Source organism: Paramagnetospirillum caucaseum (assembly GCF_000342045.1).
Classification (GTDB): Bacteria; Pseudomonadota; Alphaproteobacteria; order Rhodospirillales; family Magnetospirillaceae; genus Phaeospirillum; species Phaeospirillum caucaseum.
Genome location: NZ_AONQ01000006.1, coordinates 15,284 through 39,159, shown reverse-complemented (window position 1 = coordinate 39,159; position 23,876 = coordinate 15,284). Strand labels below are relative to the sequence as shown.

Here is a 23,876-nt window from a genome sequence, read left to right as displayed (position 1 = left end):
TCAGCGCCCTCCCCCAACGGCCACTTTGGGTTCCTGGGCCTTCTGCATTTCGAGCAGGGCGCGCCGGTAATCCACCGGCATCACCTTGACGAATTTCGGCATGTAATACTCCCAGTTCAGCAGGATGTCGTGAGCCCGCTTGGACCCGGTGTAGTGCTGGTGGTTGCGCAGCAGCGCCTGGATGCGCGACGCGTCGTCGCGGGTCATGTCGCCCATGACGTCCACCAGGCCGTGGCCTTCCAGATCGCCGGCCTGATTCTCGTGCTTGGAATTGGCGTCCTCCTCGGCGGCCACCGGCTCCAGGTCGACCATGGAGAGGTTGCAGCGCTTCTTGAAGTCGCCGGCCTCGTCCAGCACGTAGGCGACGCCGCCCGACATGCCCGCCGCGAAATTGCGGCCGGTGGGGCCGATGACCAGCACCACGCCGCCGGTCATGTACTCGCAGCCGTGGTCACCCACGCCCTCGACCACCGCGATGGCGCCCGAGTTGCGCACGGCGAAACGCTCGCCGCCCACGCCACGGAAGTAGCACTCACCCTCGATGGCGCCGTAGAGCACGGTGTTGCCGACGATGATGTTGTCCTCGGCCGGGGACTTGAAGTCCTTGGACGGGTAGATGATCACGCGGCCGCCCGAGATACCCTTGCCCACGTAGTCGTTGCCTTCGCCTTCCAGCTCCAGCGTCACGCCGCGGGCCAGGAAGGCGCCGAAGCTCTGGCCGGCGGTGCCGGTCAGCTTGACGTGGATGGTGTCGCCGGGCAGGCCGGCATGGCCGAAGCGCTTGGCCACCTCGCCCGACAGCATGGCGCCGACGGTACGGTTGACATTGCGCACCGGCTTGGCGATGCGCACCGACATGCGGTCGTCCAGCGCCGGCTTGGCCTCGTTGATCAGCTCGCGGTCGAGCACGTCGTCGACGTCGTGCTCCTGGGCTTCGCAATGGCGCTGGGCCACGCCCGGCTGGGCCGGAATGCGGTGGAACAGCTTGGAGAAGTCCAGGCCCTTGGCCTTCCAGTGGTCCATGGCCCGGTTGACGTCCAGCAGATCGGTGCGGCCAGTCAGCTCGGACAGGGTGCGCACCCCCAGCCTGGCCATCCATTCCCGCACTTCCTCGGCGACGAAGAAGAAGTAGTTGATGACGTGCTCGGGCTGGCCCACGAACATCTTGCGCAGCTCGGGGTCCTGGGTGGCGACGCCCACCGGGCAGGTGTTGAGGTGGCACTTGCGCATCATGATGCAACCGGCGGCGATCAGCGGCGCGGTGGCAAAGCCGAACTCGTCGGCCCCCAGCAGGGCGGCGATGACCACGTCGCGCCCCGTGCGCAGGCCGCCGTCGGCCTGCACCACGATACGGCCGCGCAGCTGGTTGAGCACCAGGGTCTGATGGGTCTCGGCCAAGCCGATCTCCCAGGGGCTGCCCGCATGCTTGATGGAGGTCAGCGGCGAGGCGCCGGTGCCGCCGTCGAAGCCCGAGATGGTGACGTGGTCGGCCTTGGCCTTGGACACGCCGGCCGCCACGGTGCCCACGCCGATTTCCGAGACCAGCTTCACCGAGATGCGGGCCGCCGGATTGACGTTCTTCAGGTCGAAGATCAGCTGGGCCAGATCCTCGATGGAATAGATGTCGTGGTGGGGCGGCGGGCTGATCAGGCCGACGCCGGGGGTGGAGTGACGCACCCGGGCGATGACCTTGTCCACCTTGTGGCCGGGCAGCTGGCCGCCCTCGCCGGGCTTGGCGCCCTGGGCCATCTTGATCTGGATGTCGTCGGCGTTGATCAGGTATTCGGCGGTGACGCCGAAGCGGCCCGAGGCCACCTGCTTGATGGCCGAGCGCATGGAATCGCCGTTGGCCAGCGGCAGGAAGCGCTCGGCCTCCTCGCCGCCCTCGCCGGTGTTGGACTTGCCGCCGATGCGGTTCATGGCCACGGCCAGGGTCGAGTGGGCTTCATAGGAGATGGAGCCGAACGACATGGCGCCGGTGGCGAAGCGCTTGACGATGTCCTTGGCCGGCTCGACCTCGTCGACGGAGATTCCGTTGCCGCCCACCTTGATCTCGAACAGGCCGCGCAGCGTCAGCAGACGCTTGCTCTGGTCGTCGATGGCCTTGGAGAACTCGCGGAACTTGTCCATGGAGCCCGAGCGCACCGCGTGCTGCATGCTGGCGATGGTCTCGCTGGTCCAGGCATGTTCCTCGCCGCGCAGGCGGACGGCATATTCGCCGCCCACGTCGAGCGCGTTGCGGTAGACCGGCGCGTCGGAATAGGCGATCTGGTGGCGCCGTACGGTTTCCTCGGCCACCCCGGCCAGGGAGATGCCCTCGACCCGGCTGGCGGTGCCGGCGAAATAGGTGTTGAGGAAGCCCGACGACAGGCCGATGGCGTCGAAAATCTGGGCGCCGCAATAGGACTGGTAGGTGGAGATGCCCATCTTGGCCATCACCTTGAGGATGGCCTTGTCCATGGCCTTGATGTAGCGCTTCTGCACCTCGTAGGAGGTCAGCGGCTCGGGCAGGTTGGGGCGCATCTCCTCCAGCGTCTCGAACGCCAGATAGGGATTGATCGCCTCGGCACCATAGCCGGCCAGCACGCACATGTGATGGATCTCGCGGGCCTCGCCGGTCTCCACCACCAGGCCGGCCTTGGTGCGCAGGCCTTCCCGGATCAGGAAGTGATGCACCGCCGACACCGCCAGCAGCGACGGGATCGGCACATTGTCCGGCCCCACCGAGCGGTCGGACAGGACGATGATGTTGTAGCCCTCGGTCACCTTGGCCTTGGCCTGGCGGCAGATGCCGGCCACGGCGGCTTCCAGCCCGGCGGCGCCTTCGGAGGCCGGCCAGGTGATGTCGATGGTCACCGCCTTGAAGCCCGAACCGGGCAGCTTCTCGATGCGGCGGATCTTCTCCAGGTCCTCGTTGGTGAGGATGGGCTGGCGCACTTCCAGGCGCTTGGCCTGGCCGCCGTCCTTGTCCATGCCCAGCAGGTTGGGACGCGGGCCGATCAGCGACACCAGGCTCATCACCGATTCCTCGCGGATGGAATCGATGGGCGGGTTGGTCACCTGGGCGAAGCACTGCTTGAAGTAGTTGAACAGCAGCTTGGGCCGGGCCGACAGCACGGCGATGGGCGTATCGGTGCCCATGGAGCCCACCGCCTCCTGGCCGGTGACGGCCATGGGCTGCATCAGGAACTTGACGTCTTCCTGGGTGTAGCCGAAGGCCTGCTGGCGGTCCAGCAGGGTGGCGGGATCGGGCTTGACCGTCTCGACCGGGATGTCCAGGTCTTCCAGCATGATCTGCGACTGGGCCAGCCACTCGGCGTAGGGCTTGTCGCCGGCCAGTTGCGCCTTGATCTCGGCATCGTCGATGATGCGGCCCTGCTCCAGGTCGATCAGCAGCATCTTGCCGGGCTGCAGGCGCCACTTCTTCTTGATGCGATCCTCAGGCACGGGCAGCACGCCCATCTCGGAAGCCATCAGGAACTTGTCGTCCTTGGTCACCAGATAGCGGGCCGGGCGCAGGCCGTTGCGGTCCAGCGTGGCGCCGATCTGGCGGCCGTCGGTGAAGCACACCGCCGCCGGGCCGTCCCACGGCTCCATCAGGGCAGCGTGGTACTCATAGAACGCCTTGCGCTTGTCGTCCATCAGCGGGTTGCCCGACCACGCCTCGGGGACCAGCATCATCATGGCGTGGGCCAGCGGATAGCCGCCCATGACGAGGAGTTCCAGCGCGTTGTCGAAACAGGCCGAATCCGACTGGCCTTCCGGGATCAGCGGCCACAGCTTGGCCAGATCGTCGCCCAGGACCTTGGATTCCATGGTCTGGCGCCGCGCGTTCATCCAGTTGAGGTTGCCGCGCAGCGTGTTGATCTCGCCGTTATGGCTGATCATGCGGAAGGGATGGGCCAGACGCCAGCTGGGGAAGGTGTTGGTGGAGAAGCGCTGATGCACCATGGCCAGGGCGCTGACCATGCGCTCGTCGGAGAGCTCCTTGTAGAACACCCCCACCTGATCGGCCAGCAGCATGCCCTTGTAGATCAGGGTGCGGGTCGACAGGCTGGGGATGTAGAAGTCGCGCTCCGAGCCCTCGGGGGCCTTGTTGAAGACCTGCTTCCTGATGACGAACAGCTTGCGCTCGAAGGCGTTCTGGTCGGCGGTTCCGGCCCCCTTGCCGATGAACACCATGCGCACCACCGGCACGGTGGGCAGCACCGAATGGCCCAGGCTGGAGGAATCGGTGGGAACGTCGCGCCAGCCCAGCAGCACCTGGCCCTCGGCCTTGACCAGGGTCTCCACATGGGTTTCGCACGCCTTGCGGCAGGCGGCGTCCTGGGGCAGGAACACGCAGCCGGCGCCGTAGGAGCCCTCGGCCGGCAGGGTGACGCCCAGCTTGGCCGCCTCGTCCCGCAGGAAGGCGTCGGGCATCTGGATCAGGATGCCGGCGCCGTCGCCCGCCTTGGGATCGGCGCCCACGGCGCCGCGATGGGTGAGATTGACCAGGATCTCGAGACCGTCGCGGACGATGTCATGCGACTTGCGGTTCTTGATATCGACGATGAAGCCGACACCGCAGGCGTCGTGTTCGTGGCGCGGGTCATAGAGTCCCTGAGCTTCGGGCAATCCGCTGATCTTCACTTCGTATTCCTTTATACCGCCCTGCGGTCCCAACCGGCCGCACAGCCTGATCCAACATACCCAATCCGTCACCTTGGGCGGGCAGACAGCCCCCCACCCGATCGCCGGCAGCGATCAGCCAAGCTAAACTTCATACGGCATTCCAACGGCTTCGCCAAGAGCAGGTTTCCGTACTTCCCGCCTCTTGACAATGGCCGCGCCACCAATGTCCGGGGTCCCCGGGAAACACTCATAGACTTGAGCGGCGGCGATACCGCCCCTTCGACCCCTCTTGTAAAATGGAAGATCAATTCCCTCATTCATTGGCCAGGGGACGACAGACTTCGTCTCGCGGCAATTGGCCACCTAGCCTTGAAATAGGGTTTTCACCCGATGGGTCGCCCGGACCAATTCCATGCTTTGACAGGGTGCGATTTTGATGGCCTTATTTGATGAATAATATTCAGGCGACCGGGCAGACGGGAAGCAATCCCGCGCAGGCTCGCCGGACAGGGCCGCCGCAGGGAGGTGTCCGCATGGGAGACGAGTTCATCGTCGAAACCCGCTCCTTGACCAAGGAGTTCAAGGGCTTCGTCGCCGTATCCGACGTCAATTTGCGGGTCCGCCGCCACACCATCCATGCGCTGATCGGTCCCAACGGGGCGGGCAAGACCACCTGCTTCAACCTGGTGACCAAGTTCCTGACGCCCACCAAGGGCCAGATTCTGTTCAACGGCACCGACATCACCCACACCCAGCCGGCGGCCATCGCCCGCCACGGCATGGTGCGGTCGTTCCAGATCTCGGCGGTGTTCGGCCACCTGACGGTCCTGGAAAACGTCCGCGTCGCGCTGCAGCGCAAGCAGGGCAAGTCGTTCCAGTTCTGGCGCTCGGGCGAGTGCCTGAACGAACTCAACACCCGCGCCGAGGAACTGATCGAGGCGGTGGGGGTCGCCGAATACCGCGACACCCCGGCCGGCGAGCTGTCCTACGGCCGCAAACGGGCGCTGGAGATCGCCACCACCCTGGCGCTCGACCCCGAGATGCTGCTGCTGGACGAGCCCATGGCCGGCATGGGCGCCGAGGACGTGCGGCGCACCGCCGATCTGATCCGCCGGGTTTCGGCCAACCGCACCATCCTGATGGTCGAGCATAATCTCTCGGTGGTGGCCGATCTCTCCGACACCATCACGGTGCTGAAGCTGGGCCGCGTGCTGGCCGAGGGCAGCTACGCCGAGATTTCCGACAATCCCGAGGTGGTCGAGGCCTATATGGGCTCGGGCCATGGAGCGGCTGGCCATGGCTGAGTCCGAAATTCTCCTCTCGGTCAAGGATCTGCACGCCCATTACGGCGAGTCCCACGTGCTGCACGGCATGAGCTTCGACGTGCCCAAGGGCGAGGTGGTCACCCTGCTGGGCCGCAACGGCGTCGGCAAGACCACCACCATGCGCTGCATCATGGGCATCGCCGGCAAGCGGACCGGTTCGGTGAAATACTCTGGCACCGAGACCATCCACCTCTCCTCCAACCGCATCGCCCGGCTGGGGCTGGCCTATTGCCCGGAGGAGCGCGGCATCTTCTCGTCGCTCTCGGTCAAGGAGAACATGGTGCTGCCGCCGGTGATCAAGCCGGGCGGCCTGTCGCTGGACGAGGTCTACGAACTGTTTCCCCGCCTGCTGGAGCGCGGATCCAGCCAGGGCACCAAGCTGTCGGGCGGCGAGCAGCAGATGCTGGCCATCGCCCGCATCCTGCGCACCGGCGCCGACATGCTGTTGCTGGACGAGCCCACCGAGGGTCTGGCCCCGGTCATCGTCTCGCATATCGGCGACATCATCCGTACGCTTCGGGAGAAGGGTTTCACCATTCTGCTGGTGGAACAGAACTTCCATTTCGCCGCCACCGTCGCCGACCGTCACTACGTGGTCGAGCACGGGCAGGTGATCGACATGATCCCCAACGAATCCCTGGCGGCCAACATGGACAAGCTGAAGAGTTATCTCGGCGTTTAACCCAACGGGAGGACCTAACATGGTGATGAAGAGGCTTCTGCTCGGCGCCGCGGCGCTGGCCCTGTCCACCGGCATGGCGCATGCCCAGTACAGCGACGGCAAGGTCAAGATCGGCGTGCTCACCGACCTGTCGGGAACCTATTCCGACCTGGCCGGCAAGGGCACCATCGTCGCCGCCCAGATGGCCATCGACGATTTCGGCGGCAAGCTGAACGGCCAGACCATCGAGTTGATCTCCGCCGACCACCAGAACAAGGCCGACATCGCGTCGGGCATCGCGCGGAAGTGGTACGACACCGAACAGGTGGACGTGATCGCCGAGCTGGTGACCACGGCGGCGGCCATCGCGGTGCGCGAGGTCTCCAAGGAGAAGGGCAAGGTCGATCTGGTGTCGGGCGCCGCCTCGACGCCGCTGACCAACGACAAATGCTCGGCCACCGGCTTCCACTGGACCTACGACACCTACGCCATGGCGGTGGGCACCGGCGACGCGGTGGTGAAGAGCGGCGGCAAGACCTGGTTCTTCCTGACCGCCGACTACGCCTTCGGCCACAACCTGCAGGCCCAGACCGAGCGCGTGGTCAAGGCCAACGGCGGCACGGTCAAGGGCGCGGTGAAGCATCCCTTCCCCAATTCCGACTTCTCGTCCTTCCTGCTGCAGGCCCAGGCGTCGGGCGCCCAGATCATCGGCCTGGCCAATGCCGGCGCCGACACCATCAACGCCATCAAGCAGGCCAAGGAATTCGGCATCACCCAGGCGGGCCAGTCCCTGGCCGGCCTTTTGGTGTTCATCACCGACGTGCACTCGCTGGGCCTGGAAAACGCCCAGGGCATGATGCTGACCACCGGCTTCTACTGGGACATGGACGACCAGACCCGGGCGTGGTCCAAGCGCTGGTCCGAGAAGATGGGCGGCGGCAAGATGCCGTCCATGGTCCATGCCGGCACCTATTCCCAGGTGCTGCATTACCTGAAGTCCACCGCCGCCGCCAAGACCGACGAGGGCATCAAGGTGGCCGACGAGATGCGCAAACTGCCCATCGCCGACTTCTTCGCCAAGAACGGCAAGATCCGCGCCGACGGCCGCATGGTCCACGACATGTACCTGGCCCAGGTCAAGAAGCCGTCCGAGTCCAAGGGGCCGTGGGATTACTACAAGATCGTCCGCACCATCCCCGGCGACGAGGCCTACCAGCCGCTGGCCGAGAGCACCTGCCCGCTGGTGAAGAAGTAATCATTCCCCCCACCCCACCCCTCCCCCGGCATGGCCCGGGGAGGGCGAAGGGTGGGGGCATTGACCTGAGCGCAAGAGGCCCCAGCCCATGATGACCATCCTCGGCATACCGACCCAGGCCCTGTTCGGGCAATTGCTGCTGGGTCTCATCAATGGCGCCTTCTACGCCATGCTCAGCCTGGGGCTGGCGCTGATCTTCGGGCTGCTCAACATCATCAATTTCAGTCACGGCGCCCTGTACATGATGGGCGCCTTCGTCGCCTGGCTGGCGCTCAACTTTCTGGGGCTGGGCTACTGGCCGGCCCTGATCGTCGCCCCCCTGGTGGTGGCGCTGGTCGGCATCATTATCGAGCGCACCATGCTGTGCCGGCTGTACAAGCTGGACCATCTCTACGGCCTGCTGCTGACCTTCGGCCTCGCCCTGATCATCGAGGGCCTGTTCCGCGAGGGTTACGGCGTGTCGGGCCAGCCCTATTCGGTGCCCAAGGAATTGGCCGGCGGCTGGAACCTGGGCTTCATGTTCCTGCCCATCTATCGCGGCTGGGTGGTGGTGGCCTCGCTGGTGCTGTGCCTGGGCACCTGGTACGCCATCGAGAAGACCAAGCTGGGCGCCTACCTGCGCGCCGGCACGGAAAACCCCACCCTGGTCCAAGCTTTCGGCATCAACGTGCCGCTGATGATCACGCTCACCTACGGCTTCGGCGTCGCCCTGGCCGCCATCGCCGGCGTGCTGGCCGCCCCCATCTATCAGGTCAGCCCCAAGATGGGCTCGGACCTGATCATCGTGGTGTTCGCCGTGGTGGTGATCGGCGGCATGGGCTCGATCCTGGGCTCCATCGTCACCGGCTACATGCTGGGGCTGGTGGAAGGCCTGACCAAGGTCTTCTACCCCGAAGCCGCCAGCACCGTGATCTTCATGGTCATGGTCGTGGTTCTTCTGATCAAGCCCGCCGGGCTGTTCGGCAAGGGAGCCTGACGCCATGACCCTTTCTCCTTCCGTCCCCTCGCGCCAGAAACCCTTCATCCTGGCCCTGATCGGCCTGGGACTGGTACTGCCCTTCGCCGTCTATCCCGTCTTCCTGATGAAGGGCCTGTGCTTCGGCCTGTTCGCCGCCGCCTTCAACCTGCTGCTCGGCTATGTGGGGCTGCTGTCCTTCGGCCACGCCATGTTCTTCGGCTGGTCGGCCTATCTCACCGCCTATGCCGCCAAGGAATGGGGCCTGACCCCGGAGATCGCCATCCTGCTGGGCGTGGCCCTGGCCACCGTGCTGGGCGCCGTGGTCGGCTGGCTGGCCATCCGCCGCCAGGGCATCTATTTCGCCATGATCACCCTGGCGCTGGCCCAGCTGGGCTTCTTCGTGGCGGTACAAGCCCCCATGACCCATGGCGAGGACGGCATCCAGGGCGTGCCGCGCGGCCATCTGTTCGGCCTGTTCGACCTTTCCGACACCATGACCATGTACTATTTCGTGCTGGCGGTGTTCGTCGCCTCGCTGCTGTTCCTCCACCGGGTGGTCAATTCTCCCTTCGGCCAGGTGCTGAAGGCCATCCGCGACAACGAACCCCGCGCCGTCTCGCTGGGCTACGAGGTGGGACGCTACAAGCTGATCGCCTTCGTGCTGTCCTCGGCCTTCGCCGGGCTGGCCGGTTCCCTGAAAAGCCTGGTGTTCCAGCTGGCCTCCCTGGCCGACGTCAGTTGGCACATGTCGGGCGAGGTGGTGCTGATGACCCTGCTGGGCGGGGTGGGCACCGTACTGGGGCCGATGGTCGGCGCCTTCCTGGTGGTGGCCATCCAGGATTTCTTCGCCGGCATCGGCTCGTGGGTGATTATCATCCAGGGCGTCATCTTCGTTGTTTGCGTGTTGTTGTTCCGTAGCGGTATGATCGGCGTGCTGGCGCCATGGTTGAAGCGGCGCGGCATCACTGGCTGAGGTGGGGAGAGACGCTCGAGCATGCCGGAAACAGTTTTGCGTCGCCGCGAGATGCTGGCGAACACGCCCTTGTTCGCGTCCGTCCAGACCGACCTGCTCGACGAGCTGGCGGCCAAGGCCAAGATGGTCAAGGTCGATGCGCGCGAGACGCTGTTTTCCAAGGGCGATCCCGGCGACCGGCTGTATCTGGTGGCCAGGGGGCTGATCCGCATCGGCGTGCTGTCCGCCGACGGCCGCGAGGTCACCTACGGCCTGATCAAGCCGGGCCAGCTGTTCGGCGAGATCGCCGTGCTGGACGGCAAGGAGCGCTCGGCCGACGCCACCGCCATGGAAGCCTCCGAGCTGATCGCCCTGGAGCGCAAGGACGTCCACACCTTCCTGCATCGGCACCCCGCCCAGGCCCTGCACCTGATCGAGGTGCTGTGCGACCGCATCCGCAAGGCCGACAACCAGCTGGAGGACATGGTGTTCCTCTCCCTGCCCTCGCGGCTGGCCAAGCATCTGCTGATGCTCGACCAGACCATGGGGACCAAGGCCAAGCCGGGCACGCCGTCCTCCATCAAGCTGTCGCAGCAGGAAATCGCCGACCATCTGGGCATCAGCCGCGAAAGCGTCAACAAGGTGCTGTCCAAGTGGGAACAGGCCGGCATCGTGACGCTGGGCCGCGGCCAGATCACCCTGAACAAGCTCACCGCCCTGGAGGGCCTGACCTCTCTCGATTGATTTTCCGCTATGTGAGACTCTTCACAGACGCGAGACCCCACCCTCCCCTATATTGGGCCTGTCACGAATTCCAGTCCGTCCCCTCCTCGAACGAACGAACGGGACTGCAGACGGGCCCGAGGGTGACTTTTGGGGCACTACCTCTGGGCGAAAGCCCCCGGCGATGATCCTCCGCCGGGGGCTTTTTCCGTTTGGGCCGGACGGCGGGGAATCAGAGCACGCCGCCCGGCGTCATGGGCAGGGTGAAGAGGAAGGCGCTGCCGCTGCTGCCGTCGGATTCCACCCAGATGCGCCCGCCCGCCGCCTCGACGATCTTGCGGGCGATGGCCAGCCCGATGCCGGTACCGCCGTAGGTGTTACCGGAATGCAGGCGCTCCAGCGCCACGAAGACCCGTTCATGATAGCCGGGCTCGATGCCGATGCCGTTGTCCTCGACCCGGAACAGCCAGCCGTCGGCATGCGGCTCGGCCCCCACCCACAGCCGCAGGGGCCGTTGGGGATGGCGGAAACGCACGGCGTTCTCGACCATGATCTCCAACAAATCGTCCAGATGCTTCTGGGGCAGGCCGGCCCGGGGCAACAGCCCCCGCACCACCTCCACCGGGCCGATGGCCTCGGGATCGATGAAGCGGTTGAGGGCGGCACCCAGCGCCGATTCCGACGAGGCGGTGCCGCCGGTCACCGGCTGGCGCTCGACGGCCAGGTAGGCCTGCACGTCACGCAGCATCTCCACCAGCCGCTTGGCGGCGTCGATGATCAGCTGGGCCGGCTGCTGGGCGCCGGATTCGGGGATGTCCTCGATGCGCTGCAGCAGCACCTGGGCCTGCAGCCGCATCTGGCGGGCCGGCTCCTGCAGGTGATGGGCCAGCACGAAGGAGAAACGCTCCAGGTCCTCGCTGTAATGGGCGACGTCGTCATAGGCCTTGGCCAGGGCGGCGCGGGCTTCCTCCTGCTGGGTGATGTCGCGCTGCACGCCCACCCAATGGCTGACCTGCCCGTTGGCGCCGTGCACCGGCGACAGCGACAACTGGTTCCAGAACAGCGTGCCGTCCGCCCGCTGGTTGCGCAAAACCACCGAAACCGGCTTTCCCTCGGCCAGGGCGGCGCGGACCTCGTCCAGCCCCTCCTGCGCCGGATCGAATTCGTGCAGGAAGCGGGCATTGCGTCCCAGGGCACTCTGGGCGGTATAGCCGGTGATGCGCTCGAAGGCGGGGTTGACGTAGATCAGCGGCAGGTCGCGCGCCCCCACCTCGGCGATGGTCACGCCGTTGGAGACGTTGGACAGCACCATGTCGGACAGCCGCAGCCGGGCCTCATCACGCCCGCGGTGGCGCAACATGGAGGCCATGGCGGCGGTCAGGCCCAGCACGATCAGCGTCACCCCTCCCACCGGCCAGGCGATGGCCTCGACGCTGTGCCGCCAGCTTTCCAGCGCAACGTCCTGGGAAACCCCGACGCTGACCACCAGCGGCCAGGACAGGGCGGTGCGATAGCTGGTGATCCACGTCACCCCGTCGCCGCCCGGTCCCAGGAAGGTGCCCATCTCGGATTCGCCCAGGTGGCGCGAGAACAGCGGGTTGTCCCAGCCCCGGTCCTGGTGGGGATCGTTGAGCCCCCCCGCCCCGGCCAGCATCAGCCCGTCGAAGCGCCACAGATGGACATGGGCTCCGGATTCCGCCTCGATTCCCTGGAAACTGGCCACGAAATATTCGGGGTTGACCGCGCCGATCACCAGCCCCAGCACCGCGCCATCGGCGCCGCGGACGGCGCGGCTGACCGGAATGGTCTTGTGGCCGAGCCACCGCCCGCTGCCGCCGATGAAGCGTCCGTCGACCGGAACGCCGATCACCAGCGGGCGCGGCAGGCGGGCGTGCTCCGCCAGCAGGGCGGCAAGGTCGAGGGAACGCCCGTCGGCCTGATTGGCCGAATCGAACAGCACCATTCCATCCGCCCGGACCACCAGGATCTGCCGCAGATAGGGAATGAAGGTCAGGCGCTGGGCCACCGCCGCCCGCAGGTCGAGATGCGCCGCCGCCATCCCCTGCTCCGCCGCCAGTTCGGCGACCGAGGCCAGGGTGACGTCCATGGAATTGACGGAACGCTCGACGGATTCGGTCAGGCTGCGGGCCAGATTGCGGGTCACCGCCTCGGCGCCGCTGATCGCCTCCTGCCGCCCCGCCCACAGGCCCAGGGTGGTGACGACCGCCACCAGCAAGGCCATGCCGACCCCGAACACCACCACCGCGCCGATCAGCCGCCGGGAAAACAGCGGCTGGACCGGCACGCTGCCCAGGACCACGGGGGTATTGGCCGGCGGAGGTACCGCAGGCTTCATCGGGCTAGCTTGCATGACCTAGGTGAAATAGCATAATACGTCCGTATCTGGAGGACAAAAATGCATAGATTGGCCCGCCTTGCCACCGCCGTTTCCCTTCTGGTCCTGGGAAACGGGGCCGTGGCGGCCCCACCCGGCGGCAGGCTGGCGCATATCCGCCAGAGCGGCGAGGTCCGGGTCTGCATCTGGCCCGATTACTATTCCATTTCCTACCGCAACACCCGCACCGGCCGGCTCGAGGGCATCGACATCGACATGGCCCATGAATTGGCCAAGGACCTCGGCGTGCAGGTGCGCTTCGTGGATTCCTCGTTCAAGACCATGATCGACGACCTGCTGTCGGACAAGTGCGACGTTTCCATGCACGGAGTGGCCATCACGCCGCCGCGCCAGGAAAAGCTGGCCTTCACCCGCCCCCATCTGCGCAGCGGCATCTTCGCCATCACCACCAAGACCCACCCGGTGGTCAAGGAATGGCAGGATATCGACCGCGACGGCGTGGTGGTGGCCGCCGCCGCCGGAACCTTCATGGTCGACGTCATGAAGGGGGAGCTGAAGCAGGCCCGTCTGCTGGAGGTCGCCACCCCCGAGGCCCGCGAGCAGGAGGTGATGAGCGGCCGCGCCGACCTGTTCGTCACCGACTATCCTTTCAGCCGCAAGATGCTGGCCCGCCACGACTGGGCCAAGTTGCTGACCCCGCCCGCCCCGCTGGCCCCCAGTTCCTATGCCTACGCCATGGCACCGGGCGACGGGGAGTGGCAGGAGACGGTGGATTCCTTCGTGGCGCGGGCCAAGGCCGACGGCCGCCTGCTGGCCGCCGCCAAGGCCAATGGCCTGGAGGCCATCGTCGATTTGAAATAGCCGGATCGGCTCAAATGGCGATCCCGGCCTTGGCCAGCCGCTCGATCAGTTCGATCTCGGCCTCGGGCGGCAGGGCCACCAGGGGCGGGCGCACGCGGCGCCAGCCGTAATCGCCGGTGCGCCGGGCCGTCAGCGCCTTCAGGGCGGCGATCAGCGGCACGCCCTCCATGACGGTGCGGAAGCCTTCCAGGCCCTTCTGCAACCCCTCGGCCTCCGGCTCGCGCCAGCGCCGCCACAATTCCAGCATGGCCGGGCCGTGGATGTTGGCGTTGGCGCTGATACAGCCCGCGCCGCCGGCCCGCATCACCGGCAGAATCAGCCGTTCCGTCCCGGCGAACACCTTGAAGCCGGGAAAGGCCCGGCACATCCCTTCCATATTGGCCAGATCGCCCGACGAATCCTTGATACCCACCACGGTGGCGGGATAGGCGGCCAGCAGGCGCGCGATCAGCCCATGGGTGATGGGAATCTGGCTCTGCTGGGGGAAATGGTAGAGATAGACCTTAAGGCGGGAATCCCCCACCCGCTCGATCACCTCGGCGAAGGAGGCGAACAGCCCGTCTTCGCTGGGAGTCTTGTAGTAGAAGGGCGGCAGCATCAGCACCCCGCCGCAGCCCAGGCTCACCGCGTGCCGGGAGAGCGTCACCGAATCGGTCAGGGCGCAGCATCCGGTGCCCGGCATGGTGCGGCCCATGTCCAGGCCGGTTTCCGCCAGGGCGTCGAGCAGTTCCACCTTCTCCTCCACCCCCAGCGAGTTACCCTCGCTGGTGGTGCCGAACGGCGCCAGCCCCAGCCCTTGCCCCATCAGGTGACGGGCCAGCGCCACGAACAGCGGCACATGGGGCGTCAGGGCGTTGGTGAACGGGGTGAGGATGGGGGCGAGAACGCCGTCCAGATTGCTCATGGTCCATTTCCGCTGTCTACTGGTGCGACCATTGAGCCCGCAAAGGGAAACAGAGTCCAGTGACGACCATCTTGTTACGCATGTTCGAGGCGGCGGTGGCGGCGGCAAGGCCATCGGTCTGCCTGCCGCCCGCCCTGCCCGCTCCGCCGCCCGGCCGCACCCTGGTGATCGGTGCCGGCAAGGCGGCGGCGGCCATGGCCCGCGCCGTGGAGGACCACTGGTCCGGCCCGCTGTCGGGGCTGGTGGTCACCCGCTACGGCCATGCCGCCGCCACCCGCCGCATCGAGGTGGCGCAAGCCGCCCACCCGGTGCCCGACGCGGCGGGGGAAAAGGCGGCCGGCCGCATGATCGGCCTGCTGGCCGGACTGGGGCCGGACGATCTGGTGCTGTGCCTCATCTCGGGCGGCGGCTCGGCGCTGCTGGCCCGTCCCGCCCCCGGCATCACCCTTGCAGAGAAACAGGCCCTTACGGCGGCGCTGCTGCGCTCGGGCGCCGCCATCGGCGAGATCAATTGCGTGCGCAAGCATCTTTCGGCGGTCAAGGGCGGCCGTCTCGCCGCCCTGGCCGCCCCGGCCCGGCTGGTGACGCTGGCCATTTCCGACGTGCCCGGCGACGACCCTTCGGTGATCGCCTCCGGCCCCACGGTGGCCGACCCCACCACCCTGGCCGAGGCGCGTGACGTGCTGGCCCGCTACGGCATCGCGCCGCCGCCGGCCATCGCCGCCCATCTGAACGATCCCGCCGCCGAGACGCCCAAGGCGCTGCCCGACAGCGAATACCGGCTGATCGCCACGCCCCAGCGCTCGCTGGAGGCCGCCGCCCTGGTGGCGGCGCGGGCCGGCCTGATGCCGTTGCTGCTGGGCGACGCCCTGGAGGGCGAGGCGCGCGAAATGGCCAAGGTGATGGCCGGCGTGGTCAAGTCCATCCGCGCCCACCAGCAGCCGGTGCCCTTCCCGGCGGTGATCCTGTCGGGGGGCGAGGCCACCGTCACCCTCAGGGCGGGGCAAGGGCGGGCCCAACGCCGAATTCGCCCTGGCGCTGGCCCTGGCGCTGAAGGACTGCGCCGGGGTGGAGGCCATCGCCTGCGACACCGACGGCATCGACGGCTCCGAGGACAATGCCGGGGCGATCATCGCCCCCGACACCCTGGAGCGCGCCCGCACCCTGGGACTTCATCCGGAATCTCATCTTCTGGAAAACGATTCCTACGGATTTTTCAAGGCGTTGGGCGATCTTGTTCAGAGCGGTCCGACGCTGACCAACGTCAACGACTTCCGGGCGATCCTGGTACGATGACCCTGCCCTTCGATACCTCCCTGGCGCTGAAGCTGCTGCCGCTCTACCTGCTGGTCGCCATCGGCTTCGCGCTGGGCCGGTTCGGCGAGGTCAGGGGCCAGGACCTTGGCCGCCTCGCCCTGTTCGTGCTGTCGCCCGCCGTGGTGTTCAAGGGCTTCGTCACCGCCGACCTGAGCGGCGCCCTGCTGGCGCTGCCCTTCGCGGTGTTCGGCCTGTGCTCCGCCGTGGCGCTGCTCGCCGCCCGGTTGACGGGGCGTTTGTGGAAGGACGGGCGCGAGCGTATCGCCGCCTTCACCGCCGGCACCGGCAATACCGGCTTCTTCGGCATCCCCGCCTGTCTGGCCCTGGTGGGGCCGGACGCCCTGCCCATCGTGGTGATGGTGTCGTTCGGCGCCACCGCCTACGAGAACTCGGTGGGCTTCTACACCGTGGCCCGCGCCGAGGCCTCGGTGACCGGCGCGATCCTGCGGGTGCTGAAATATCCCGGCCTGCACGCCTGCTGGCTGGGCGCCCTGCTCAATCTCAGCGGCACCAAGGTTCCCCCGGCGGTGATGCAGGGCGTGGACATCCTGTCGGGCGCCTTCGTGCCGGTGGGCATGATGATCGTCGGGCTGGGGCTGGCCCAGCTGCGCAGCCTGCGCCTCGACCTGGGCTTCACCGCCTTCACCCTGGCGGTCAAGTTCGCCGTGTGGCCGGCCCTGGCACTGGCTTTCATCGGGCTGGACCGTGCCTGGCTGCACATCTTCGGACGGATCGGGCATCAGGTGCTGCTGATCGAATCCCTGGTGCCCCTGGCCGCCGTCACCGTGGTCCACGCCACCCTGCGCGGCATCCACCCCGACCGCGCCGCCATCGCCGTGGCGGCCAGCACCCTGTTCGCCCTGGCGTGGCTGCCGATCGTGTTCAGCCGTTTCGGCTGATGCTCATCCTTTGCCCGTGCACCGGCAGGCGGTAGACGTCCCGCACCTCCTTGACCTTCAGCGAGGCCTCGAACATGCGGGGATCGCAGGAATTGTCGGCGAACATGTCCCAGTGGCAGGGAATGGCCTGGGACGGCCCCACCCGGCGCACCAGTTCCGCCGCCTCCCAATGGGACAAATTGGCGTAGCCGCCGTTGATGGGAAGAATGATGGCATCGGGCCGGTGCCTGGCCCCGGCCTCGGCCAGCAGGTCGCACCAGGCGGTGTCGCCGGTGATCCACAGGGACGGCCCGCCGTCAACCTGGATGACGAAGCCCATATGGGTGAGATCGCCGGCATCGGTGGGCAAGGCGAAGGTGCCGGTAACCCGCAGATCGCCCAGGAAAATTTGATGATTGGGCCAGGTGAGCATCCGCTGGCTCTCCGCCACCCCGGCCTGGGCGAACACCGCCTGGGTATCGCCCGGCCCGGCGAAGGCCTTGACCCGGCCGCTGCCGGCGCAGGAGCACAGGGTCTCGGGATCGGCATGGTCCTTGTGCGAATGGGGTCACCTAACGAAAGTGCATTCCTTGTACGCTAAGGTCGCACGAAACGAGAACTACGCCGCGAGGAGCGACACATGGCGGTGCAATGGACGCATTCCGCCGGCACCGAATTCCTCGGTTGCCCAACTATAATCCCCGGTCAAGCTGATGTGCTCCCAGCCGAGCGGTGCCACGTGCTTCATCAGGTCGGGAGTGACGGCCATGCCCCGGCGCGCCAGCTCGGCATAGGCAAACTCCAAGTAGCGGGTGTTCCACAGGATGATTGCGGCCACCAGCAGGTTGAGGCCCGAGGCGCGATACGCTTGGTTCTCGTAGCTGCGATCACGCATTTCACCCAGCCTGTAAAAGAATACCGCCCGCGCCAGGGCATTGCGGGCCTCGCCTTTGTTTAGGCCGGCCCCGACACGCCGCCGCAACCCAGGATCGCGGAGCCAGTCCAACGTGAATAGCGTCCGTTCCAGCCGACCGAGATCGCGCAATGCCACCGCCAGACCGTTCTGGCGGGGATAGGCCGACAATTTGCGCAGGGCGGCCGACGCCGTCACGGTGCCCGAGCGGATCGACACCGCCAGTCTGATCAGGCTTTCCCAGTTCAGGGACAAGTGCTTGACGTCGATGGTGCCGCCCACCAGTGGCACCAGGATGTCAGGTGCCTTCATTCCAGGCGGCAGATACAGACGGCGGTCCTTGAGATCGCGGATACGAGGTGCGAACCGAAACCCCAACAGGTGACAGAGGCCGAAGACGTGATCGGTGACCCCGCCGGTGTCGGTGTAGTGCTCGCTCGGCTGAAGGCCGGTCTGGTGGTAGAGCAGGCCGTCGAGAACATGGGGCGCCTCGCTCGCGGTCGCCGCGATCACCTTGGTGTAGAACGGCCCGTACTGGTCGGAAATGCAAGTGTAGAAACGGACGCCGGGCTCGCTGCCGTAATGAGCGTTGACGTCGCCGATGCCCTCGCCGCGACCACCGGCCCGGAAGAACTGGCCGTCCGACGAGGAGGTCGATCCATCGCCCCAGAGGCTGGCCAGTGGCATGCCGCGATGGACATCGATGATCCTCGCCAGCGCCGCGCCATAGGTATCCTCACGGACGTGCCAGTCATGGGCCCATGCCAGCCGCCCCGCCGTAACGCCACGACAGGACTCCGCCATTCGGGCCAAGCCAAGGTTGATGCCGTCGGCCAGCACGGCGGTCATCAGGGCGGTACGATCTTCCGGCGGTCTGCCGCTCCGCTGGTGGCTGAAGCAGTCGGAGAATCCGGTCCAACTGTCCACTTCCGTCAGGAGATCGGTGATCCGCAGGCGGGGAAGCAACCCGTAGGCGGCATTGCGCAGCGCTAGGGCGGCCTCCGGCGTGTCGGCCTTGTGGGGAGTGATCTTCAGATCGCCGGCCTTGATGGTCACGTCGGGCAGCCCGTTGCCTTCGGCAAGGACGCTGACCTCCTGGAGAGCACCCTCCAGATTAATGGCCATCATACCCAGGTGACTTTCCGGGTTGCTGGATACGGCTACCGGAAGCGGCCCTTCCTGACGGAGCGCCTCGAATACGGGTATTGGCAACAGGCAGTCCTCGAAACTGCGACAGGTCTGGCTGCCCTCGACCCAGACATCGCCGGCACGAAGACGATCGCGCAATTCGGAGAAGGCGCAGATTTCATAGGACCGCCGCTCGACCTCACCCTTGACCAACACAAGCGCCCGCCAGCTCCGCCGAATGAACGTCGTTGGCACCTTGTCCGGCAGTTTGCGCCCGCCGGATTGATACATGTCGCCGATGATGGCAAGGGCATCCAGCAGGGACTTGCACGCCGGCACACCCTGGAACGACAGCCCGGACAACAGAACCGGCGCGAAGGATCGGACTGCGGTATAGCGGGCGATCAGCTCGGTTCGGGGGTCCGTGGTCTCCGGTCGGGCAAGCTCTTCGGCTAGGCCGACGCTGGTGACGAAGTTGGCCCATCCGGTTTCGTCTTCGATGGCCTTCTTGGGATCGGTCCCCTGTTCGCAGGCGGCGATCAGCACCCGGCACGCCTTGGCCAGGGACATCAGCTGGCCATGAGCCTCACGGACCGACACGAGGGCGCGGTCGGCCGTCTTGCGCTCTGCCCGCCGCGACAGCGTGCCCATCAACTTGTCGAACATGCCCAGCACGCCGTCGATGAGGCAGGTCTCCAACTGCAACGCGGCGGCGGTCAGGGTGGCATGGCGGCGCTCCGTCGCCAAATCACGGAGATGCTGCACTGTCATCCGCAGCCCTTCGTCGGCCAGGCGGGACAGCGTGCCGGCGGGAACCAGCTTGGCAACCGTGCGACCGATCCCGAGCCGGCGAACAGCCTGAAGGCGCTCCACCATTGCCGCCATGTTGCGGGCCGAGGGCGATGGACTGCCCGTCTTCAGCCAGGCCAGAAGGCTGATCGACGTGTTGGCCATCGGTTCCAGGAGGCCGTCCAGTGCCGCCCGTCGGGTGTCGTCGAGGCCTCCGATCAGCGCCTGGATCATGATCCTCTCGGCCCTGAGGCGCGCTCGTCGCACGACGAGGTCGAGAATGGCTGCCTGGGGCAGCAGGATGTGGCGTGACCGGCTTTCCTGAATCAGCAATTCGGCGAGACGAACGGGCGAGCGTTCATTGGTGGCCATGGTGACCAGCCAAGCGATCAGCGACCGGGTCACCTTACGGTCAAAGGAAACGAGGTTGAGCCGGCGAATGATGTCGGCGACATGTTCGCGGCGGGTTTCGTCGCGGCGGGCGTATCGGGCATGGACGCTCGGATCAACATCCAGCTGCTTGGCGACGAATGCCACCACCTCCGATGGCGCCACTTCATCGGCGGCCGGTGGGTGGCCGGACTGCCGGATGGAGCAGAGCAGCACGGCGAAGCCAAGGCGGTTGTGGTCGCCCCGCTTTCCCGCGATGAGGTCTATATCGTCCCGCGATAGCGTGTAGTGGCGCACGATCGCCCGCTCGTCAAAATTAACGGCCATCAACTGGGCCCAATGCCTATCGCTGAGAATACGCTGCCGTGCCATCGGTCGGACCTCTACAGTTCCCCTTTATCGGCATACATCTTCCCGGCGGCAAAGAGCAAGAATCGACCATGGATCTTCGTTCGGAGGCCCTGAGCGGCGGCTGCCGGGGGTCCTGCGGTCATCCACAGCGCCGGGGCCTACGGGCTCTTCGTGACCCAAAACCGCCGTTTGCCACTTGGTGCAGCCGTCTCTATGTACGATGGGCACATTGCCACTAACTTGTCGTGCTCACCGTCCATAGACAATGTCACCAGCCCTTGGGCCTGCAGGGCATTAGTCGTGAAGCGGGCGTCGTCATGGAAGGTCTCCGGATCGGGTGCATTGATGCGTGTAAAGTTCCCTGTTGTTAGGGCGCCCACAATCTGGTGCGCGACATCGCCAAGACCGAGGTCAGCGCCGAATCAGGCCACCAGCGAAAGGCCAGCTTGGCCACATCAACCTTCTTGCGGCCCTTCCGGCCAGCACGTAAGCCATCCCGAAAAATGGCGATAACCTTTCAAATTGGCGCGCCATACTGCTGGGTTTGGATAGATAGTTTACCGTCAGAAACTTCAATGACGTTATCGGCGGCAGCGATCATCGCCGGTCGGTGAGCAACGACCAGGATCGTCATGGTGCCACGCAACGTCGTCAGCGCCTCGGTAACGGCCCGCTCAGCCTCGGCGTCCAGTCCGCTTGTCGCTTCGTCGAGAACCAGAAAGCGTGGCCGACGAAGCAGTGCCTGGGCAAGGACAAGGCGCTGTCGTTCCCCTCCCGACAGCCGAGAGCCGCGATCACCGACGATGGTGTCGAGGCCTTGTGGCAGGGCTGCCACCACTTGATCGATCGAGGCCATGGTCAATGCGCGGTTGATCTCGGCCGGACTCGCCGAAGGAGACGCCCACAGCATGTTGTCACGGACCGAGGCGTTCAACAGAAAGGGGTCCTGAGGGACATAGGCGGCCGTACTCCGCCATGCCCGGCGATTGCTGCCGACCAGGGGGGTGCCGTCGATGGTGATCGCGCCACTTTCGGGGGAGAGCAGTCCGAGCAGCAGGTCGGCGACGGAGGTCTTACCGGCTCCTGATAGGCCGACCAGAGCGGTAACCTGCCCCGCAGTGATGGTGACGTTCGCCCCTTGAAACAGGAATGGGCTGTCATGGTCATGGCGGAAGCTGACGTCGCGCATCCTGATCTCATGGGTCAGCGCCAGGGGGGGCGTGGCCCTGTCCGGGGCTTCGGCAGCGGCTAGGCAATGATGTTCGGCCGTTGTGACTGCCTCATAGGTCGGCAGCATATGAATGACGCCGTCCCAACTCTGCTGGGCATCTTGCAGTAAGGGCATCATCCGAGCCAGGATTACCGCCAGAACCATCAAGGTGGTGGGCGCCAGTGTCCCGTAGGTAACCGACAGCCAAACCAGAATCGCCAGTCCCACGGCGATGAAGATTTGCGCAGCCATGCGCATCCGGGCTCCACCCTCGGTGAAGGCATAAGTGCGCTCGCACATTTCCCCCGTAATGGCCGCGAATGCAGTGACATGCGCCTGCTCGCAGGCGTGGCACTTGGCCGGCTTCAACCCTTCCAGAAAGCCGGCGATTTCGGAAAACAGCTGCCCTTGCTTGTATGTGAGGTCCCCGCCGAGGCGTTGAACCAGCTTCGTCCGCATCTTCACCGTCATCCCGATGGCGAAGACGCAGCCGACGGCGATCAGTCCGATGGAGGACGCCACATATATCGCCGCTGCCGCCTGAGCCGCCAGCATCAACATCAGAGGCGGTAATTTGAGCAGATTAAGGAACCCCAATCCGAGCCGGGCGATATCCCCGCCCAGCAAATTGATCAATTCAGAGCGGGGGCGGCCTGCCACATATTTCCATTCCGCACAGGCGATAGCCTGGAACAGCCGCACTCTGAGGGCCTCGACGAAGCCGAAGCGGATGGCCGTCAGACTGGCTTCCCGACGCCAGACGAGAACTGACCTCAGTGAAACCACCGCGACGAAGAGCGTCAACAAGACGGACAGATTGCCTTGGGGGCCAAGCCAATCAAGCAGTTCTCTGACAGGTCCCGTTCGCTGAGATTCGCTTGCGTCCACAACGGCAAGCAGCGGCAGCAATAGAGCGAAGCCCACTCCCTCGGCCACGGCGGCTGCCAGCATTAGAATAGCGGTTCGGCAAAGCGCCAGTCCCCCGGCCCAGCGACCCAGATCAATGATACAGCCGCGCAATTGGCGAGAAGCAGACGGTGTCACGGTGTTTCCTTACGTCCGCGCCGTAACACCCAACCGACGGGGCGAAGAAACGGGTAGAGCCAGAACAGGGTGTCGGGCAGGGGAATTGTCTCCCAGTCCGGAGGCCAGATCAGTATCGACGACAGTTCCCGTATCCGGTACCGCCAATCGGACCGTAGGGACCAATTGTGAACACGTCCCCAGAATGAATAGCGGCGCAGCCATTCGCGGCTGCCCGGCTTGGGCAGGCATTCCCACCGGCGACCGGAAAAGAAGCGATGAACGAAGCGATCAAGCGTCGCCGCCGCGGGAAGGTCGCTCGCTTCCACGTTCAGGCCAAGCCAGTTATGGCACAGCGCCAGCGCCTGACGCATGGGGGCGCCAAGCCCCGCCATGTCCGCGTCGGCCAGAGCAAGCTTAACGGCGCCAGGCTCTTGCAGAAGTTCGGCCAGATCCGCCAACCAGCGCAGGCGCTCCCAGCAATGGGTGGCCCCGTGAATGCAAAGATAGAGGGGGAGAAAACGCCGGGGTAAAGTGGCGAGGCTTCCGTCTGCGACGGCGACCGTATCGCGATCCCGCCATAGCGCGGCAAAGTCGCATGGCAGAAGATATGGGTTCTCCGTCAGGCGCTGGTGTAATTCGACATACTGCCCGGTGTCGAAATGCCGATAGGCGATGTCCTTGAGCCGCTGCTGGCAGATGGTCTGGTTGCGATCCAGCACGTTGGCGCCTTGCCGCAGATAGCCAGCCTCCCTCAGAATCCCATCCGCCTGACGCAATTGGCTTGGCTCGACGAGAAGATCGATGTCGCCAACCCCTCTCATGGTCGGCTCGCCATAAAGCTGCTGGGACAGGGGAACCCCCTTCAGCACCAGGACGGCGACCCCGCCGCCTGCAAGACCGCGGGTCACGCGCATGATCTCGGGCAATTGCGAATGACAGACAGCGACTTCCCTCAGAACCCGGATGTGCATTTCAGCCAGGATCTCGGGAGGCACCATTCCCTCTCCATACTTCGCCAGAATGGGATAGAGCCGTTGCGCCAGACGATGGCGCCGGGCCGCCTCGCCGATTGCGCGCCAGTCGGTGACGCCAGCCACGGTGCGAGACAGTTCCTGTCCGTTGGGCTGCGGGCTTGCCGCCAGGCACAGCAGGCGGAACTCCAGCATCGGCATATTCATTTCCTTGGGTATCGCGACCTGCCCATGACGATGCCATGGTTGCAGGCGCTCCCGTCTGTCGGTCTGATTGTCAGGCACCCGCATCAG

At 65.9% G+C, this 23,876-nt stretch carries 14 protein-coding genes and 2 pseudogenes; 9 read left to right on the top strand and 7 right to left on the bottom strand.

Annotated features, from left to right (window positions below):
- Positions 1–4,632, bottom strand: a complete 4,632-nt coding sequence (gene gltB, locus H261_RS03770) for a glutamate synthase large subunit (protein ID WP_008614483.1) — start codon at positions 4,630–4,632, stop codon at positions 1–3.
- Between the two features lie 515 nt (positions 4,633–5,147).
- Between gltB and H261_RS03765 the strand changes: the two genes are divergently transcribed.
- From H261_RS03765 to H261_RS03740, 6 genes are all read left to right on the top strand, one after another.
- Positions 5,148–5,918 carry an ABC transporter ATP-binding protein gene (locus H261_RS03765; protein WP_008614481.1) on the top strand — a complete coding sequence of 257 codons (771 nt, stop codon included), beginning with the start codon at positions 5,148–5,150 and terminating at the stop codon, positions 5,916–5,918.
- Entirely contained in the window at positions 5,911–6,621 is a 711-nt protein-coding gene (locus tag H261_RS03760) for an ABC transporter ATP-binding protein (RefSeq protein ID WP_152426691.1), read from the top strand. The genes H261_RS03765 and H261_RS03760 overlap by 8 nt, the downstream gene beginning before the upstream one ends.
- A gap of 19 nt (positions 6,622–6,640) precedes the next feature.
- On the top strand, positions 6,641–7,855 hold the full coding sequence (locus H261_RS03755; RefSeq protein ID WP_040475668.1) for an ABC transporter substrate-binding protein: 1,215 nt from the start codon (positions 6,641–6,643) through the stop codon (positions 7,853–7,855).
- 88 nt (positions 7,856–7,943) lie between these two features.
- On the top strand, positions 7,944–8,831 hold the full coding sequence (locus tag H261_RS03750) for a branched-chain amino acid ABC transporter permease (protein WP_040475667.1): 888 nt from the start codon (positions 7,944–7,946) through the stop codon (positions 8,829–8,831).
- A gap of 4 nt (positions 8,832–8,835) precedes the next feature.
- A complete protein-coding gene (locus H261_RS03745; protein WP_008614463.1) occupies positions 8,836–9,786 on the top strand; it encodes a branched-chain amino acid ABC transporter permease in 951 nt (316 codons plus the stop codon).
- 21 nt (positions 9,787–9,807) lie between these two features.
- Positions 9,808–10,509, top strand: coding sequence for a Crp/Fnr family transcriptional regulator (locus H261_RS03740; protein WP_040475666.1), 702 nt, complete (start codon positions 9,808–9,810; stop codon positions 10,507–10,509).
- 211 nt (positions 10,510–10,720) lie between these two features.
- Here the strand turns inward: H261_RS03740 and H261_RS03735 are convergent, their stop codons facing one another.
- Positions 10,721–12,844 (bottom strand): sensor histidine kinase, encoded by a 2,124-nt coding sequence (locus H261_RS03735; RefSeq protein WP_008614460.1) that lies wholly within the window; start codon positions 12,842–12,844, stop codon positions 10,721–10,723.
- A 60-nt stretch (positions 12,845–12,904) separates the two neighbouring features.
- Here H261_RS03735 and H261_RS03730 point away from each other — a divergent pair, with 60 nt between their 5' ends.
- Positions 12,905–13,705, top strand: coding sequence for a substrate-binding periplasmic protein (locus tag H261_RS03730; RefSeq protein ID WP_052004149.1), 801 nt, complete (start codon positions 12,905–12,907; stop codon positions 13,703–13,705).
- A 10-nt stretch (positions 13,706–13,715) separates the two neighbouring features.
- On the opposite strand, the gene H261_RS03725 is transcribed toward H261_RS03730, so the two are convergent.
- Positions 13,716–14,609: a dihydrodipicolinate synthase family protein gene (locus H261_RS03725; protein WP_008614458.1), complete on the bottom strand. Its 894-nt coding sequence runs from the start codon at positions 14,607–14,609 to the stop codon at positions 13,716–13,718.
- A gap of 80 nt (positions 14,610–14,689) precedes the next feature.
- Here H261_RS03725 and H261_RS03720 point away from each other — a divergent pair.
- Positions 14,690–15,905 (top strand): annotated as a pseudogene (locus tag H261_RS03720) (glycerate kinase type-2 family protein).
- On the top strand, positions 15,902–16,825 hold the full coding sequence (locus tag H261_RS26635; protein ID WP_040475664.1) for an AEC family transporter: 924 nt from the start codon (positions 15,902–15,904) through the stop codon (positions 16,823–16,825). The pseudogene H261_RS03720 and the gene H261_RS26635 overlap by 4 nt, the downstream one beginning before the upstream one ends.
- On the opposite strand, the pseudogene H261_RS03710 reads toward H261_RS26635, so the two are convergent.
- The 4 genes and pseudogenes from H261_RS03710 to H261_RS03695 form a co-directional block, all read right to left on the bottom strand.
- Positions 16,809–17,357: pseudogene (locus H261_RS03710) on the bottom strand (MBL fold metallo-hydrolase); the annotation flags it as partial. The gene H261_RS26635 and the pseudogene H261_RS03710 sit on opposite strands and share 17 nt — an antisense overlap.
- A gap of 66 nt (positions 17,358–17,423) precedes the next feature.
- Positions 17,424–20,396: a Tn3 family transposase gene (locus H261_RS03705; RefSeq protein WP_008614455.1), complete on the bottom strand. Its 2,973-nt coding sequence runs from the start codon at positions 20,394–20,396 to the stop codon at positions 17,424–17,426.
- A gap of 496 nt (positions 20,397–20,892) precedes the next feature.
- Positions 20,893–22,536, bottom strand: a complete 1,644-nt coding sequence (locus tag H261_RS03700) for an ABC transporter ATP-binding protein (RefSeq protein ID WP_008614454.1) — start codon at positions 22,534–22,536, stop codon at positions 20,893–20,895.
- A gap of 89 nt (positions 22,537–22,625) precedes the next feature.
- Positions 22,626–23,783 carry a nucleotidyltransferase domain-containing protein gene (locus H261_RS03695; RefSeq protein ID WP_008614452.1) on the bottom strand — a complete coding sequence of 386 codons (1,158 nt, stop codon included), beginning with the start codon at positions 23,781–23,783 and terminating at the stop codon, positions 22,626–22,628.
- Positions 23,784–23,876 lie beyond the last annotated feature (93 nt).